12 protein-coding genes and 1 pseudogene are annotated in these 13,522 nt (G+C 71.3%); 6 read left to right on the forward strand and 7 right to left on the reverse strand.

All coding sequences use genetic code 11. The features are described from left to right. Positions 1-75: 75 nt before the first annotated feature. Positions 76-1,131, reverse strand: a complete 1,056-nt coding sequence (locus ACFW48_RS22065; RefSeq protein ID WP_386317037.1) for a Gfo/Idh/MocA family oxidoreductase — start codon at positions 1,129-1,131, stop codon at positions 76-78. Next, a complete protein-coding gene (locus ACFW48_RS22070) occupies positions 1,128-1,637 on the reverse strand; it encodes a GNAT family N-acetyltransferase (protein WP_386317039.1) in 510 nt (169 codons plus the stop codon). Before ACFW48_RS22070 ends, ACFW48_RS22065 begins: the two co-directional genes overlap by 4 nt. 218 nt (positions 1,638-1,855) lie before the next feature. Here ACFW48_RS22070 and hemA point away from each other — a divergent pair, with 218 nt between their 5' ends. Continuing rightward, positions 1,856-3,085 (forward strand): 5-aminolevulinate synthase, encoded by a 1,230-nt coding sequence (gene hemA / locus ACFW48_RS22075; protein WP_386317040.1) that lies wholly within the window; start codon positions 1,856-1,858, stop codon positions 3,083-3,085. A gap of 91 nt (positions 3,086-3,176) precedes the next feature. Beyond that, entirely contained in the window at positions 3,177-4,175 is a 999-nt protein-coding gene (locus tag ACFW48_RS22080) for a hydroxyacid dehydrogenase (protein ID WP_386317042.1), read from the forward strand. A gap of 307 nt (positions 4,176-4,482) precedes the next feature. Here the strand turns inward: ACFW48_RS22080 and ACFW48_RS22085 are convergent, their stop codons facing one another. Together ACFW48_RS22085 and ACFW48_RS22090 are read right to left on the reverse strand one after the other, a co-directional pair. Beyond that, on the reverse strand, positions 4,483-5,442 hold the full coding sequence (locus ACFW48_RS22085) for a LysR family transcriptional regulator (protein ID WP_386317044.1): 960 nt from the start codon (positions 5,440-5,442) through the stop codon (positions 4,483-4,485). After that, a complete protein-coding gene (locus ACFW48_RS22090) occupies positions 5,439-6,470 on the reverse strand; it encodes a ScbA/BarX family gamma-butyrolactone biosynthesis protein (RefSeq protein ID WP_386317047.1) in 1,032 nt (343 codons plus the stop codon). Before ACFW48_RS22090 ends, ACFW48_RS22085 begins: the two co-directional genes overlap by 4 nt. 116 nt (positions 6,471-6,586) lie before the next feature. On the opposite strand from ACFW48_RS22090, the gene ACFW48_RS22095 reads away from it, so the two are divergent. From ACFW48_RS22095 to ACFW48_RS22110, 4 genes and pseudogenes are all read left to right on the forward strand, one after another. Then, positions 6,587-7,216, forward strand: coding sequence for a ScbR family autoregulator-binding transcription factor (locus ACFW48_RS22095; protein ID WP_386317049.1), 630 nt, complete (start codon positions 6,587-6,589; stop codon positions 7,214-7,216). Further along, positions 7,213-8,154: an NAD-dependent epimerase/dehydratase family protein gene (locus ACFW48_RS22100; RefSeq protein ID WP_386317051.1), complete on the forward strand. Its 942-nt coding sequence runs from the start codon at positions 7,213-7,215 to the stop codon at positions 8,152-8,154. The genes ACFW48_RS22095 and ACFW48_RS22100 overlap by 4 nt, the downstream gene beginning before the upstream one ends. 110 nt (positions 8,155-8,264) lie before the next feature. Then, positions 8,265-8,843: a dihydrofolate reductase family protein gene (locus ACFW48_RS22105; RefSeq protein ID WP_386317054.1), complete on the forward strand. Its 579-nt coding sequence runs from the start codon at positions 8,265-8,267 to the stop codon at positions 8,841-8,843. A gap of 52 nt (positions 8,844-8,895) precedes the next feature. Further along, positions 8,896-9,142 (forward strand): annotated as a pseudogene (locus ACFW48_RS22110) (putative quinol monooxygenase); the annotation flags it as partial. Positions 9,143-9,199: 57 nt separating this feature from the next. On the opposite strand, the gene ACFW48_RS22115 reads toward ACFW48_RS22110, so the two are convergent. The 3 genes from ACFW48_RS22115 to ACFW48_RS22125 form a co-directional block, all read right to left on the reverse strand. Then, entirely contained in the window at positions 9,200-9,883 is a 684-nt protein-coding gene (locus tag ACFW48_RS22115) for a response regulator (RefSeq protein WP_386317056.1), read from the reverse strand. Continuing rightward, positions 9,880-11,073: a sensor histidine kinase gene (locus ACFW48_RS22120; RefSeq protein WP_386317060.1), complete on the reverse strand. Its 1,194-nt coding sequence runs from the start codon at positions 11,071-11,073 to the stop codon at positions 9,880-9,882. The genes ACFW48_RS22115 and ACFW48_RS22120 overlap by 4 nt, the downstream gene beginning before the upstream one ends. Before the next feature lie 98 nt (positions 11,074-11,171). Beyond that, positions 11,172-13,406 (reverse strand): MMPL family transporter, encoded by a 2,235-nt coding sequence (locus tag ACFW48_RS22125; RefSeq protein WP_386317062.1) that lies wholly within the window; start codon positions 13,404-13,406, stop codon positions 11,172-11,174. Between the last annotated feature and the right edge of the window lie 116 nt (positions 13,407-13,522).

Genomic DNA, 13,522 nt, shown 5'->3' on the forward strand with positions numbered 1-13,522 from the left:
GGGTGATGAGGGGTGATGAGGGGTGACGAAAGGGTGCTCGAGGTGACGGCCGGAGGCGGTGGTGGCCGGGGCTCGTCAGCCCAGGCGTTCCAGGTCGGCTTCCTGGAGCACCGTGCGCCCTGCCGGAAAGTAGGTGACCGGGTCCGCCGAGTTCACCTGCGCGTCCATCGTGTTCAGCAGGCGCTGGAGGGAGAGTGCGTCGGCCAGCCCGGGAAAGGGCGAGGCGGGCTGCCGGCCCCGCACCACGAACTCCGTGACGTCCTCGGCCATGCGGCTCAGCTTCACGATGGTGCGGGCCTCGTCCGGTACGGGCTCCTCGCGGGTGTCGACCTCTCGGATCACCTCGTCGCCCGAGGACGTCCGGCGCCACACGCGCAGCCGGTCGGCGTCCCAGGCGGGTGTGTCGTACACGGCGCCGGCGTAGGTCAACTCCCCCTGCGGGTCGCGGAAGACGAAGTCGATCGCACGCGAACGCGTGATGTTCACGAAGCTGCTGTATCCGGTGACCCTGCCCGCGTCCAGGCGTGCGGACAGCGCGACGCTGTCGAGCACGGCGTCGCCCGACACGGAGAAGTCCGACCGGGTGCCGAGTACGGATTCCAGCTCCAGGCCGGCGCCGCGGCCGGCGATCCACTGGACCAGGTCCAGCGGGTGGATCACCTCGCTCTGGACTCCGCTGGTCGGACGGTGGTCGTTGATGCGGTCCTTGCCCCAGGTGAAGTGCGCCCGCACCAGCCGCAGGTCCCGCTCCAGGACGTGGGCGCGCAGAGCCCGGGTGGCGTCGGAGTACCGCTCCACCAGGTCCATGCAGAATCCGGAGACCGTGCGCAGGTGGGACTCGATTTCCCCCAGGTTCTCGCCGGGCAGCGCCAAGGGCTTTTCCGCCAGTACGAACCCCCGATAACCGTCCAGCTCCGAAAGGATCTCGGCATGCGCCATGTCCGGCACCGTCACGACCACCACGTCGGGCCGGAATTCTGCGAGGGCCCGGGTCGTGGAATCGTAGTAGGGGAGCGAACTTTCCTTCGGGCTGCGGCCCACGTAGGCGAATTCGGTCTCCGCGGCGGTACGGGAGAACGCGTTCAGGAACCGGGTTCCGGCATAGCCGAGACCCACGATCAGGACTCTCATGTCTGGTCTCCTCCGAGAGGGCGTGCGAGAAGCTCCTCGCCGGACGGCTGGAACCCCAGCTTCCGGTAGAGGGGTGCGCCGACGGCTGTCGTCTGGAGGGCCACCGCGTCGGCGCCGGCCCGGCGCAGCCAGCCGAGCACGTGGTCCATGACCATGCCCCCCAGGCCCTGCTGCCGCAGAGCCGGATCGACCACTACGGCCTGCACCCAGCCCGAACGCCCGCTGGGACAGCGCACCGTGGGGGCGCGCTGGTCCACGACCGCGACGGCGCAGGCGAGAAGCTCACCCGGCTCGCCGATCACGGCGACGTACACCTGGTCGTCGGCCGCCGTGAGAACCCGGCCGAGCCAGGCGCGGTAGTCCCGTTTCCACGCCTTGTCCTCCGCCTCGTCGCGCGCCGCGTACACCGCGGTCCCCGAACTGAGCAGCAAGGCCCGCAGACGTACCAGCTCCGCGATGTCCTCCACCGTTGCCGAGCGCGGCTTCAAGTCGTCCTGGGAACTCATGTCGAGAGACTTTAGAAGCCTGCGGAATGAAAGAGAAATGGCAGTCCCGCCCCGCCTATGCAGTTCGTGAATAACTGACGCCGACCCCTCTGTGACCTCTTGTTATACGGATATCCCATGAGGTTGTGGATTCGGTATTTCCCTGCGCGCCCGAATCCCTCTAGGTTCGGTGCGGCGCGACAAGCAATCGACGTCGCAATACGTTCACGGGAGATTTCATGTTCGGCTACGTAGACTTCTTCTCGTCACAGATAGACGCCCTCAAACAACAGGGCGGGTACCGCACCTTCCTGGAGATCGAGCGGCGGGCGGGTGCCTTCCCGGCGGCGCTGAAGTTCGGCCCCGGCGACGGCCGGAGGATCAGCGTCTGGTGCAGCAACGACTACCTGGGAATGGGTCAGCACCCCCTGGTGCTGGAGGCCATGAAGAAGGCCGTGGACGAGACGGGCGCGGGCAGCGGCGGCTCCCGCAACATCTCCGGCAACAACCACTACCACGTGCAGCTGGAGCGTGAACTCGCCGATCTGCACGGCATGGAGTCGGCGCTGATCTTCCCCTCCGGCTACGCGGCGAACGACGCCGCGCTCACGGTTCTCGGCAGCAGGCTGCCGGGCTGCGTCGTGCTCTCGGACGAGCTCAACCACGCGTCGATGATCGCCGGCATCCGGCACAGTGGTGCCGAGAAGCACATCTTCCGGCACAACGACGTCGATCACCTGGAGGAGCTGCTGGCCGGTACGGACCCCTCGCTGCCCAAGATCATCGCGCTGGAGAGCGTCTACTCCATGGAGAGCGACGTCGCCCCGTTGCAGCGGGTGGCGGAACTCGCCGCGCAGTACGGTGCGTTCACCTACCTCGATGAAGTGCACGCCGTGGGCATGTACGGCCCGCACGGCGCCGGAAAGGCCGCCGAACTCGGCATCGCCGACCGGTTCGACGTCGTACAGGGCACCTTGGCCAAGGCGTTCGGGACCGCCGGCGGATACGTGGCGGGCCCGGCGTCCGTCGTGGACGCCATCCGCAGCTTCGCCGGGGCCTTCATCTTCACCACGTCGCTGCCGCCGGCCGTGGCGGCCGGAGCGCTGGCCGCGGTGCGCCACCTCAAGCGGTCCGAACTCGAACGTGCCCAACTGGCGCAGAAGGCAGCCCTGCTGCAGGGGCTGCTGCGCGACCACGGCATCCCGGTCGTCTCGGAGGCGGCCCACATCGTGCCCGTGCTGGTCGGGGACGCGGTCAAGTGCCAGCACGTGGCGCGACGGCTGCTGGACCAGCACGGCTACTACGTGCAGCCGATCAACTCGCCGAGCGTGGCGGTGGGTTCCGAGCGGCTGCGGGTCACTCCCACGCCCCATCACAGTGACGACGAGATCGCGGGATTCGCCCGCGCGCTCGACGCCATCTGGGAATCCGAGTCGCTGCCTCGCACGTTTGCTCCCGCCCCCGCGTGACACCGACCGTCGCGGCGGGTCCGTCCCCGGCCGGCGGAGGCCCTCGCCGCTCATCGGTTCCGCCTCCCGCCCGTACGAAAGGAAACAGCCTGTGCGCAAGCCCGTTGTCGTCGTGGCCGACCCACTGGACCCCGCGACCCTGAAGGACCTGCACGCCTGCGAGGTCAGGACGTGCGACGGCCGCGACGCGGTCGCCCTGCACACGGCGCTCCGCGAGGCCGACGCCCTGCTCATCCGCAGCGGCACGCGGGTCGACGAGGCCGCCTTGGCCGCCGCACCCCGGCTCCGGGTCGTCGCACGGGCGGGCGTCGGCCTCGACAACGTCGACGTCGAGGCGGCCACCCGGCACGGCGTCCTCGTCGCCAACGCGCCCCTGTCCAACGTCCTCAGTGTCGCCGAGCTGACGATCGGGCTCGTCCTGACCCACATGAGGAATGTGGTGCCGGCCGGTTCCGCGCTGCGTGCCGGGCGCTGGGAGAGGTCCCGTCATCAGGGCATCGAACTGGCGGGCCGCACCGTGGGGATCGTGGGACTCGGCCACGTGGGCACCCTGGTCGCCCGCCGGCTGGCCGCCTTCGACGTCGAGGCGATCGCGTACGACCCCTACGTTCCGCAGAGCCACGCGCGGTCCGTGGGGGTGACGCTGACCGACCTCGACGAGCTGATGGCCCGCAGTGACGTCGTCACCGTGCACCTGCCCAAGAGCCCGGCCACGACCGGGCTCATCGGCGACCGGGAACTGCGCCTCGCCAAGCCGTCGATGCTGCTCGTCAACACCGCACGCGGCGGAATCGTCGACGAGACGGCCCTGGCGGTCGCCCTCAAGGAGGAGCGTCTGGCAGGGGCGGCGCTGGACGTCTTCGAGATCGAGCCGGCGGTGGGCAACCCCCTCCTGGACTTCCCGAACGTGCTGGCCACCCCCCACCTGGGCGCCGGCACCCACGAGGCCCAGGGACGGGCCGGCCGGGACGCGGTGTCGGCGGTGCTGCGCGTGCTGTCGGGTGAGCGGCCCGAGCACGCGGTGAACCCGGCCGTCCTGGAACGGGCCCGCACGAGCGGCGGCTCCGCCCGAGCGGGGCGGCACAACTAGCTAGGGCCTGTCCGGCGGATCAGGTCCCAGGAAGGGCACGGCGCCTGATCGGCGCAGGTGAGCGGGGACTGGTGCGTCCAGACGCAAGGTGGAGGAGGGAGTCGACGCGATGGGGCCCCCGCGAGCGCAGTCGAGCGTGGGGGAGTCGGCGAGTGACGACAACGCCGCAGGTGGGCGTGCCAGACCCCGCGTCTGCGGCGTGATCCGCCGGGTAGGCCCTAGCCGCAGGTCGAGAGCGCGCCTGTGGGGGTGCCGACCGGAGGGTCGGCACCCCCACAGCGGGTTTCCCTACCGCGGGTGTCGGGGCTCAGCGGGCGAGGGGGCGGGCGTGCCGCATCCCCGGGGGGAAGTCCCGGCGGTAGCCGGGTGCCAGGATCTCCTGGGCGATGCGGACGAACCGTCCGGCCAGCGGATGGCTCCCCTGGACCGGCTGGATCAGCGAGACGGGAACCCGGGGCCCGCCCCGCAGCGGAACGAAGGTGACCGACGGGTGCACCGTCCGCCGCAGCGCCAGCTCCGGCACCACGCCCAGGCCCTTGCCGGCGGCCGCGGACTCGATGCACTCGTCGAAGTTGTGGCACCGTAGTGCGATCCGGGGCAGCTTCACCCCCCAGTCGCCCTCCGTGACGGGCCCCACCGCCTCGTTGACGATCACCGTGTGTTCGGCGAGTTCGCTCCAGTCCAGCCGGCTCCGTGCGGCCAGGGGGTGCCGGTTGGGCACCACCGCCACGTACTGCTCACTGCTGACCCTGGTCGCGCGGATGCCCGCCCGGTGCGCGTGTCCCCGCAGGATCGCCACGTCCAGCGCCGATGTCGCGATCCCGGCGCCGATGTCGTCCCGGCCCTTCAGCTCCACGCGTACCCGGGTCTCCTCCTCGAACCTGTTGATCGCGTCGTGGACCCAGACGTCCGGCAGCAGCCAGGAGAAGCCGAGGCGCAGGGGCGCGCCGGTGCTCTCGGGCCGCAGGGCCTTCTCGAACAGGGGTAGGAGGAGCAGGAGTTCCTCGCGGAGCTTCTCGCCGGCCGGGGTCAGCGACACCTGACGGGTCGTGCGGTGGAACAGGCGCAGGCCCATGTGCTCTTCGAGGCGCTGGACGGAGCGGGTCAGCGCGGGCTGGTTGCTGGAGAGCCGGTTGGCCGCGTCCGTGAAGCTCAGCGCGTCGGCGACGGCGAGGAAGGCGTTCAGATGGCGCAGGCTGATGTCGGAAAGGCGCGCCGCGGACGGGTGCCGCGGCGGCTGGCCAGATCCCCCGAACCGGCGTGTCATGACAGGGCGCCGCCTCGTGACGCTCCCGCGGCTCCACACGGCGCCTGCTGGAGGGAGGGTGTCGTAGGGGTCGAGGGCGCGGTGGTGGAGAGTTCGGCGGTGAAGGCCACCAGGTCGTTCTGCACGGCCTTGACAGCCGTCCGCCGGTTCCCGGACGCGTCCACGGGCAGCTCCTCGGTGAACAGCGCGCAGGGGGAGTCCAGCTCCACGTAGCGCTTGAAATCGCAGGACAGCGACAGGATTTCGGCCCCCGGCCCGCCCGTCCCGCCCTGATTCGGGGCGCTGCTCGCCCCTATCGCCGCTTGGTGCGCGGCTTCCAGCAGGAGCATCCCCGGTACGTGGTCCACCGGGTGGTCGAAGAAGACGGGGTGGTCGGTGGCGACACGCAGCCACTGCGCGCCGTCCGCGTCCGGAGCGGTCAGGAGCACATCATCGGTGCTCGCGCGGTGGAACCTCGCGGGACGCCCGGGAACGGGGCGGGGCACAGGCACGGCACTCGACATCGCCGTGGGGATGTCCGCGTACGCGCCCCGAAGACGCTGGTACACCCGCTTGGCCATCACGGCGAACCGGGTCTCGGCCCGGGCGACCGGGACGCCGCCCCGCGTGACGGTCACCCACATCGACAGTGCGGTGGGGCGGCTGCCGCGGTAGGAGATGTCGTAGCACCGCACGTGCAGGTCGACGTCCCGCCCGCTCGCGGGAGCGTCGGCGGGTTCGAGCATCAGGTAGGAGAACCGCTCCCAGATGAGCTGGTCGCCGAGCGGCACCCCGTACGCGGCGTGGCACAGCAGGGGGAAGGTCTGCCGGATCGTCTCGGAGAGGAGCAGCGGGTCGAGGCTGTCCGCCACCCGGTAGAACGGGTGGGCGTCCGGCCACAGCGCTTCTATCTGGAAGCGGTCCTCGCCGAACCCGGTCCAGCTCCTGAGATAGACCTCAGCGGCATTCGTCTTGTGTACGTAGTGCTGTGGCACCCGGCCCCTGGCGGGCTCAGCGATGCAGTTGCCGACAGTTTCGTGTGGGGGCACGAGATCCGTTCTCCTCCGTATGGGTTCTCATCGCCGCAGTAGTTGAGCGATGTCTGATCACGAAATAACATAGAGATTGATCTGTTTCTTGTCGAGAGAGCTTGGTGATCTTGAACGTGACTCGGAGCACACAGGAGCGCGCGGTCCGTACCCGAAGGGCGTTGATCTGCGCCGCGGCCGAAGTCTTCGACGAGGCCGGCTACTCGGGGGCGGGGGTCACCCGCATCCTGGAGAAGGCGGGGCTGACCCATGGCGCGATGTACTTCCACTTCAAGTCGAAGGAGGACCTCGCCCGCGCCGTGATGCTGGAACAGGCTTCCGACCTGAACCTGCCCGAAGAACCCCGGGGTCTCCAGCAGTTGGTGGACCTGACGCGCATGCTGGCGGTCGAGTTGCAGCACAACAGGATGCTCCGTGCGGGGGTCCGGCTGGCGGTGGACCCGGGCGGCCCGGCCCGCCACGACGACTCGATCTACGTCTGGTGGGCCGAGCTGTTCGAAAGAGAGCTACGGGCCGCCCGCGACGCGGGTGAACTGCGCTCGGAGGTCGACGAGAAGGACTTCGCCCTGACGCTGGTGGGGGCGTTCACCGGTACCCAGGTGATGTCCGAGATCATCACGGGGCGCGCCGATCTCAGCCAGCGCGTCACCGCCCTGTGGCGCTACCTCCTGCCCGCCCTCGCCCCACCCGACGTCCAGGCCCGCCTCACCCTCGACGGTGCGCTGGCAAGGGGGAAGCACTCGTGAAGCCGGTACGCGTCGTACTGACGGGTGCCACCGGGTTCGTGGGGAGCCGGACCGTCGGAGAACTCCTGAAGCACCCCGGAGTCGAGCTGCGCCTGGTGGGCCGCACCAGGCCGCCCGGCACAGACGACGACCGCGTGCGCTGGACGCCGGCGGACCTCACCGACCCCGCGTCGCTGCGCGGAGTGTGCCGCGACGCCGACGTCGTGGTGCACCTCGCCTCGCTCGTCTCCGGTACGACCGAACAGTGCGGGAAGGTGAACGAGGAGGGCACCGCCGCCCTGGCGCGGGACGCGACCGCCGCAGGCGTCCGGCACCTCGTGCACCTCTCCACCTCAGCGGTCTACGGGGCAGGCCCGCACTCCGGCCAGGACGTCGAGGACCTGGTACCCGCCCCGGTCTCGGCGGCGAGCGCCACGCGCCTCGCCGGCGAGCACCACACGCTCCGGGCCGGTGGACTCGTCCTGCGCGCCGGGCTGGTGCTCGGTGCCGGTGACCGCTGGGTGGTCCCGGCGCTCGCCCGGCTCCTGGCGTCCGTCCCCTTTCGCTGGGCCGGAGGCGACGCCGAGCTGTCCCTCGTGGACGTGTCGGATCTCGCCCGTCTGATCGCACGCACCACGCTGGCACCCCTCCTTCCCGGGCCACAGGTCGTCCACGCCAGCCATCCCCGGCCGGTACGCGTCGGCGACCTCATGGAGACCCTCGCGGAACTGAGGATCCTCCCGCCCTGGCCGAGCGAAGCGCGTACCTGGGAGGAGTGCCTGGAGATCTTCGCGGCCGACCCGGGCGGTCTGAGCGCCCGCCAGTTCCACCTGCTGGCCCAGGACCACTGGTACCGGAGCGACTCCATCTGGCTCCGCGCCGCGTGCGACCCCGGCCCCGGCCCACTGGCGCGGCTGGCAGAGGCGGCGGACTGGTACCGAGGCTTTCTCGCCGAGTGATCCGTCGAGTGATCCAGTGAGGTGGCTCGGCCCAGGGGATCCCGCGAGGCGCGATGGTTCCGCGGTGGTCAGCGGTCGTACCGTCGACCCATCACCGAGGAGGACTTCTGATGCGCGGAGTGACCTATTCGATGAGCGTCTCACTTGACGGCTACATCGTCGGGCCGGACGGCGACTTCGACTGGACGGCGCCGGGCGATGACGTCTTTCGCTTCTGGATCGACGAGATCCGAGAGGTCGGCGTCCACCTGCTGGGACGTCGGCTGTACGAGACGATGCTGTACTGGGAGACCGCCGACCAGGATCCGTCGCTCGACGACTCGATGCTCGAGTGGACCGCGCTCTGGAAGCCGCTCCCGAAAGTGGTGTTCTCCACCACGCTGTCGGCGGTGCAGGGCAATGCGCGGCTGGCTTCCGGCGGTGTGGCAGAGGAGATCGAGCGGTTGCGCGCCGAGCCGGGGGAGGGCGACATCGCGATCGGTGGCGCGGTGCTCGCCGCCGAGGCGGCCGCGTCGGGACTGATCGACGAGTACCGGGCCATGGTCTACCCGGTACTGGTCGGCGGTGGCATCCCGTTCTTCCCCCGGCACGAGCGCCGGGTGGATCTCGAACTCGTCGAGACCCGCACCTTCAACTCAAGGGTCGTCTACCTCCGCCACCGCGTGGCGCGCCGGCCGGATCGGCCCTGAAGCCGAAACCTCACGAGGTGCCGAGCCGCTGGGCCGCCAGCGTAGCCGTGAGGAGTTCACCCGGTCGACGCGCGCCGAACCAGGATGCCTGTGGTTCGACTGGTCCCGCGGCATCGAGGGGCCGACGGAGTACGTGCTGGTGGCGGCCTTCCGGGACGACGAAGCCGGTGCGGCGCACGTGGGCTCGGCGCACTTCAAGGCGGCGCAGCAGACCTTGCCGCCCCATCTGCACGCGGCGCCGAGGGTCGTCAACGTGAAGGTGCCCCCAGGACGACTGGTCGCTGCGCGGTGAGATGACGGGTCCACGTGAGCTGACGCGGGGGAAGTGCGCCTTTCGCGCAGGCGACCCGGCACCGTCAGGCGTCACCCTGTGGGCGCGGCTGCACCAGGCCGCTCTGGTAGGCGATGACGACGAGCTGGGCCCGGTCGCGGGCGTGGAGTTTGGTCATGGCGCGCTGGATGTGGCTGCGCACGGTCAAGGGGCTGACCACGAGGTGGTCGGCGATCTCGGCGTTGGACCTGCCGTGCGCGGCCATGGACATGACCTCGCGTTCGCGTTCGGTGAGAGTGGCGAGGCGCTCGGGCGGGGCGAGCGGTGTGTCGTTGTCGGGGGTGCTCAGGAAGCGGGTGATGAGGGTCCGGGTCGCCGTGGGGGAGAGCAGGGACTCGCCGGCGGCCACGGTGCGGATCCCGGTCAGGAGGACGTCCGGGCTCACGTCCTTGCCGAGGAAGCCGCTGGCGCCGGCGCGCAGGGCCTTGGCGACGTTCTTGTCGTTCTCGAAAGTGGTGAGGATCAGGACGCGGGTGGCCGCCAGTTCGGGCCGGGAGCAGATGTCGGACGTCGCGGTCAGGCCGTCGGTGCCGGGCATGCGGATGTCCATGAGGACCACGTCCGGTTCGTGGGCGCGGGTGAGGTCGATCGCCTCCTGACCGTCGGTGGCCTCCGCGACGACGGTCATGTCCGGGTCCGAGTCGATGAGGATGCGGAACGTGGCTCGCAGCAGGGCCTGGTCGTCGGCGAGCAGGACGCGGATGGTCATGGGGCGGCGCTTTCGTCGTGGCCGTGCAGGGGGAGGGCGCAGGAGACTTCGAAGCCGCCTTCCGGCCGGGGCCCGGCGTGGAAGGTGCCGCCCGCGGCGAGGGCGCGCTCGCGCATGCCGAGGAGCCCGAAGCCGTGGGCGGACCCGGGCGGCGGAGCGGGGCGGACGGTGGCGGTGTCGTTGGTGACCGTCAGGGTCAGGAAGTGGGGGGTGTAGGCGAGCCGGACCCCCGCGGTGCGGGAACCGGCGTGCTTGGTGACGTTGGTGAGGGCTTCCTGGACGATCCGGTACGCCGTCAGGTCGAGCCCCGGAGCGAGCGGTCGCGGGTCCCCCGCCACGGTGACGGTGACGGCCAGGTCGGCCGCCGCGCAGGCGGCCACCAGGTCGGGCAGCCGGTCCAGGCCAGGCGCCGGGGCCAACTCGTCCTCGGTGTCGGTGTCCTGGCGCAGCAGGCCGACGGTGGACTTGAGCTCGCGCAGGGCCGCGACGGTGGTCTCCGACAGCTTGTCCAGGATCTCGTACGCCTGGTCGGGAGCCGATCGGGCGAGGTGGGCGGCGGTCCCCGCCTGGGCGTTGGCCAGGGTGAGATGGTGGGCGACGACGTCGTGGAGTTCGCGGGCGATGCGCATCCGCTCCTGGACGACACGGTGGCGGGCCTCCTCCTCGCGTTCGCGGGCGATGTGCTCGGCCCGTGCGGCGGCGTACTCGCGGCGGACGCGTACGTAGCCGCCGAGGGCCGCGGACAGCGGGACCCAGGCCGCCGGATTGGCCAGGCCGATCAGCCACTGGTCCCGCAGCCCGCTGTGGAGGAGACCGGAGCCGACCATGGCCGCGGTGACCAACAGCGCGCTGTACCAGGCCGCCCGGCGCTCGACGCGCAGGCTGGCGGAGTACTGCGCGACCATGAGGGGGGCCATGGTCAAGGCCGTCACCAGGTGGCCCAGTGCGGACACGGCCACCATGCACAGCGCTGCCACCGCCAGCACCCGCAAGGGCGCGCTGCGGCGCCGGGGCAGTGGCGCGCAGGCGAGCGCGGACAGCGCGATGCCGGACCACAGCGGGGGCGGCCCCGGCATCACCCCGTAGGAGAGGACGCAGCCGGAGACGGCGAGCGCGAGGACGAGCGCGAGTGTGCCGGCCTCGGTGGTCCGGGGACGGCTCGCCGCCCGGCGTTGCCAGGGTGTGCTCATCGCGCGTTTCTCCGAGTGGGGCTGGGGTGACATCGTGACAGACGCGGGCCGCGGAGCCGTTGGACACGGTTCCGCGGCCCGCCGGGTGCCGGGCCGGATCAGGTGCGGACCGGCTCGTGCGGGTGGGTGCCCCCGGCCGCGGGGCCCGGGACGGGCACGGGCCGCTCGGCGAGCCCGGCGCCCTCGACGTCGACGCGGGGCAGCAGCGTGTCGAGCCACCGGGGCAGCCACCACGCCCTGTCCCCGAGCAGGGCGAGGACGGCGGGCACCAGAGCCATGCGGACGACGAACGCGTCGAAGAGCACGGCGACGGCCAGGCCGAAACCGATGGTCTTGATCATCGACTCGCCGGAACCGACGAATCCCGAGAACACCGCGACCATGATCACCGCGGCGGCGACGACCACGCGGGCGCTGTGCCGGAAGCCGCTGACGACCGCCTGCGCGGGCCGTTCGCCGTGGACGTACGCCTCCCGCACGCGGGAGACCAGGAAGACCTCGTAGTCCATGGCCAGGCCGAAGACGATGCCGACCAGGAAGATCGGCATCAGGCTCATGATCGGGCCGGTCTGCTCGACGCCCAGCAGCTGAGCGCCCCAGCCCCACTGGAAGACCGCCACGACGGCGCCCAGCGACGCCAGCACCGACAGCAGGAACCCGAAGGCGGCCTTGACCGGCACCAGTACGGAGCGGAAGACCAGCATCAGCAGGACGAGGGAGAGGACCACGATCACGGTGAGGTAGGGCACGAGGGCGTCCTGGAGAGCCTGGGCGACGTCGATGTTCATCGCGGTGCTGCCGGTGACCTCGAAGACCGCGCCCGTGTCGCTCTCCAGGCCCGGACGCTCCGCCCGGATGGACTGCACGAGGTCCTTGGTGCGCTCGTCGTTCGGTCCGGTGGCCGGGACCGCCGAGAAGAGCGCGGTGTCGCCGGCGGCGTTGAACCGGGGCGGGGAGACGGACACGACACCGTCCGTGCCCCGGATCCGCTCGGCGATCGCCGCCGCGGCCGCCTGGGGGTCGGACGCGTCCTCGACGTCCGCGACGATCGTCAGCGGACCGTTGAAGCCGGGACCGAAACCGTCGGCGAGCGCGTCGTAGGCGCGCCGCTCCGTCGTCGAGACCGGCTTGGCCTCGTCGCCCGGCATGCCGAGCTGCAGGTCGGCGGCGGGCAGGGCGAGTACGCCCAGGCCGGCCACGCAGGCCAGCAGCACGGCCACCGGGCGGCGCAGCACGAACCGGGCCCACCGGGTGCCGCCGTTGTCCGTGGCTCCGGTACGGTGCTCGCCGGAACCGGCGGCGCCCCGCCTCCGTGCCTTGCGGGACAGGACGGCGTTCGGCCACATCCCGAGCAGGGCGGGCACCAGGGTCAGCGCCACCAGGACGCCCACGACGACCGCGCCCGCGGCGCACAGGCCCATTTTGGTCAGCATCGGCACGCCGACGACGGAGAGTCCGGCCAGCGCGATGACGACCGTGAGACCGGCGAAGACCACCGCGGAACCGGCCGTACCGACCGCCAGGCCCGCCGCTTCCCGCGCCTCGTGGCCGTTCTCCCGCTCCTCCCGGTAGCGGGAGACCACGAACAGGGCGTAGTCGATGCCGACCGCGAGGCCGAGCATCGAGGCGAGCGTGCCCGTGGTCATGGACAGCCCGAGCGCGCTGCCGAGGGCCAGGATCGCGCACATGCTGATCCCGACGCCGATCACGGCGGTCAGCAGCGGTAGCCCGGCCGCGGCGAGGGAACCGAACGTGATCAGCAGGACGACGGCGGCGAGACCGATACCGATGGCCTCCGCCGCGCCCCCGGCGGCCGGCTGGGAGGCGAGCGCGGTGCCGCCGACCTCCACCGTGAGACCGGAGTCGCGGGCCTCGGCGACGGCCTCCTCCAGTTCGGTCCGGCCCGCGTCGGTCAGGTCGTCGGCCTTGACCTTGTAGGTCACCGTGGCGTAGGCCGTGGAGGCGTCCTCGCTCACCGCGTCCGCCGTGAAGGGACTCACCGCACTGGCGACCTGCGGCCCGTCGCCGACGTCCGCCACGAACGCGTCGACGGCGGAGCGGTGGCCGGCGGCGGTCACCTTGTCGCCGTCGGGAGCGATGAACACGACCCGCGCGCTCGCCCCGTCGGCGTCCGAGCCCGGGAAGCGCTCCCCGATCAGATCGAAGGCCCGCTGGGCCTCGATGCCGGGCATGAAGGACGTGCCGTCGTCGCCGGCGGCGGGTGCCTTGGCCGCGCCGGCCCCGGCCGCGCCGAGGATCACCGCCCACAGCAGTGCCACGAGCCAGCGCCGCCGAAAGGCGGTACGGCCCATGCGATACAGGAAGGTAGCCACGTTTCTGGGATCTCCGCATCCGGTCTTGGGTACGTTCCAAGACTCGCGGGCGGAGGCCCGTGCGGCGTCGTGCGCCTGCCGTCACTTCCCCCTGGTGCGACCGCACGAGACGAGGA

Origin of the sequence: Streptomyces sp. NPDC058812 (assembly GCF_042744565.1) — a bacterium.
Taxonomy (GTDB): Bacteria; Actinomycetota; Actinomycetes; order Streptomycetales; family Streptomycetaceae; genus Streptomyces; species Streptomyces thinghirensis.

Excerpts from the sequence above, each read along its gene's own strand:
- hemA (WP_386317040.1), top strand. The coding sequence starts at position 1,856 with ATGTTCGGCTACGTAGACTTCTTCTCGTCACAGATAGACGCCCTCAAA.
- ACFW48_RS22085 (WP_386317044.1), bottom strand. The coding sequence starts at position 5,442 with ATGACACGCCGGTTCGGGGGATCTGGCCAGCCGCCGCGGCACCCGTCC.
- ACFW48_RS22065 (WP_386317037.1), bottom strand. The coding sequence starts at position 1,131 with ATGAGAGTCCTGATCGTGGGTCTCGGCTATGCCGGAACCCGGTTCCTG.
- ACFW48_RS22120 (WP_386317060.1), bottom strand. The coding sequence starts at position 11,073 with ATGAGCACACCCTGGCAACGCCGGGCGGCGAGCCGTCCCCGGACCACC.
- ACFW48_RS22115 (WP_386317056.1), bottom strand. The coding sequence starts at position 9,883 with ATGACCATCCGCGTCCTGCTCGCCGACGACCAGGCCCTGCTGCGAGCC.
- ACFW48_RS22070 (WP_386317039.1), bottom strand. The coding sequence starts at position 1,637 with ATGAGTTCCCAGGACGACTTGAAGCCGCGCTCGGCAACGGTGGAGGAC.
- ACFW48_RS22105 (WP_386317054.1), top strand. The coding sequence starts at position 8,265 with ATGCGCGGAGTGACCTATTCGATGAGCGTCTCACTTGACGGCTACATC.